The 1,854-nt window shown below is 63.5% G+C and carries 3 protein-coding genes; all 3 read left to right on the top strand.

The genetic code is table 11. The features are described from left to right. A partial coding sequence (locus AC1RMF_RS26500) for an NAD(P) transhydrogenase subunit alpha (RefSeq protein ID WP_493145530.1) occupies positions 1 to 987 on the top strand: 987 nt, incomplete at its 5' end. A gap of 26 nt (positions 988 to 1,013) precedes the next feature. After that, positions 1,014 to 1,340, top strand: coding sequence for an NAD(P) transhydrogenase subunit alpha part 2 (locus AC1RMF_RS26495; RefSeq protein WP_493145528.1), 327 nt, complete (start codon positions 1,014 to 1,016; stop codon positions 1,338 to 1,340). Continuing rightward, positions 1,337 to 1,854 (top strand): NAD(P)(+) transhydrogenase (Re/Si-specific) subunit beta (locus tag AC1RMF_RS26490; RefSeq protein ID WP_493145526.1); only part of this gene is annotated, 518 nt, incomplete at its 3' end. The genes AC1RMF_RS26495 and AC1RMF_RS26490, both read left to right, overlap by 4 nt.

Here is a 1,854-nt window from a genome sequence, read left to right as displayed (position 1 = left end):
GCCTATGTGGCAGCCGGTGCCGAAATCACCGATGCAGCGGGCGCCTTTGGTTGCGATCTGGTGCTCAAGGTGCGCAGCCCACAAGTGTCGGAGCTGCCCCTGCTGCGCGCGGGCACCACGCTGGTGGGCATGCTCAACCCCTTTGATGCTTCTGGACTGCAGCAGCTGGCCACAGCCGGCCTGACCTCCTTTGCGCTGGAAGCCGCACCGCGCACCACCCGCGCGCAAAGCATGGACGTGCTCTCCAGCCAGGCCAATATCGCCGGCTACAAGGCGGTGATCATTGCGGCAGACAAGTACCAGCGCTTCTTCCCCATGCTCATGACAGCGGCCGGTACCGTCAAGGCCGCCCGTGTGGTGATCCTGGGTGTGGGCGTGGCCGGTCTGCAGGCCATCGCCACGGCCAAGCGCCTGGGTGCGGTGATCGAGGCCTCGGACGTGCGCCCCAGCGTGAAGGAACAGGTGGAATCCTTGGGCGGCAAGTTCATCGACGTGTCCTATGACACCGATGAAGAAAAGGAAGCCGCCGTGGGCGTGGGCGGCTATGCCAAGCCCATGCCGCAGAGCTGGCTGGACCGCCAGAAGGTCGAGGTGGCCAAGCGCGTGGCGCTGGCCGATGTGGTGATCTCCACCGCCCTGATCCCCGGGCGCGCAGCCCCCACGCTAATAACGGAAGACATGGTCAAGTCCATGAAGCCAGGCTCCGTGATCGTGGATATCGCAGCGGGCAAAGGCCCGGGTGGCGTGGGCGGCAACTGCCCGCTGTCTGAAGCCGACAAGACGGTGGTCAAGCACGGCGTGACCATCGTGGGCGAAACCAACCTGCCCGCGCTGGTGGCGGCCGATGCTTCCTCCTTGTATGCCCGCAACGTGCTGGACTTCCTCAAGCTGATCGTCAACAAGGAAGGCGCCTTGCACGTGGACCTGGAAGACGACATCGTGGCAGCCTGCCTGATGACCCAGGGCTTTGAGGTCAAGCGCAAATAAAGAAGAGCAACCAAAGGACAACCCCCATGGACCTCGTATCCCCCACGATCACCAACCTGATCATCTTTGTACTGGCCATCTACGTGGGCTACCACGTGGTGTGGACCGTCACGCCCGCCCTGCACACGCCGCTCATGGCGGTGACCAATGCCATCTCGGCCATCGTGGTGGTGGGCGCCATGCTCGCGGCCGCCCAGACCGAAACCCCCTGGGGCAAGGCCATGGGCGTGCTGGCCGTGGCGCTTGCTGCGGTCAACATCTTCGGCGGCTTTCTGGTGACCCGGCGCATGCTGGAGATGTTCAAGAAGAAAGAGAAGAAGGCAACTGCCGCAGCTGAAGGGGGCCAAAAATGAGCATGAATGTTGTCACGCTGCTGTACCTGATTGCCTCGGTCTGCTTCATCCAAGCTCTGAAAGGCCTCTCGCACCCCACCACCTCCATCCGGGGCAATGTGTTCGGCATGATCGGCATGACCATTGCTGCCTTCACCACGGCGGCCCTGATTTATGAAACCTCGCACGGCAACGGCCTGGGCTTGGCCTGGGTGCTGCTGGGCCTGGTGGTGGGCGGCGGCTATGGTGCCTACCGCGCCAAGACGGTGGAGATGACCAAGATGCCCGAGCTAGTGGCCTTCTTCCACAGCATGATCGGTCTGGCGGCGGTGTTCATTGCCGTGGCCGCGGTGCTGGAGCCCGCGGCCCTGCTGCATGGACTGGCCAAGGGGGACCCGATTCCTACCGGCAACCGGCTGGAGCTGTTCCTGGGTGCAGCCATTGGTGCCATCACCTTCAGCGGCTCGGTGATTGCGTTTGGCAAGCTCTCGGGCACGTACAAGTTCCGATTGTTCCAGGGCGCGCCGGTTACCTT

The organism is Rhodoferax sp. GW822-FHT04A08 (assembly GCF_058801025.1).
The sequence above is the reverse complement of the archived record's forward strand: the minus strand, read 5'-3'. Positions and strand labels throughout refer to the sequence as shown.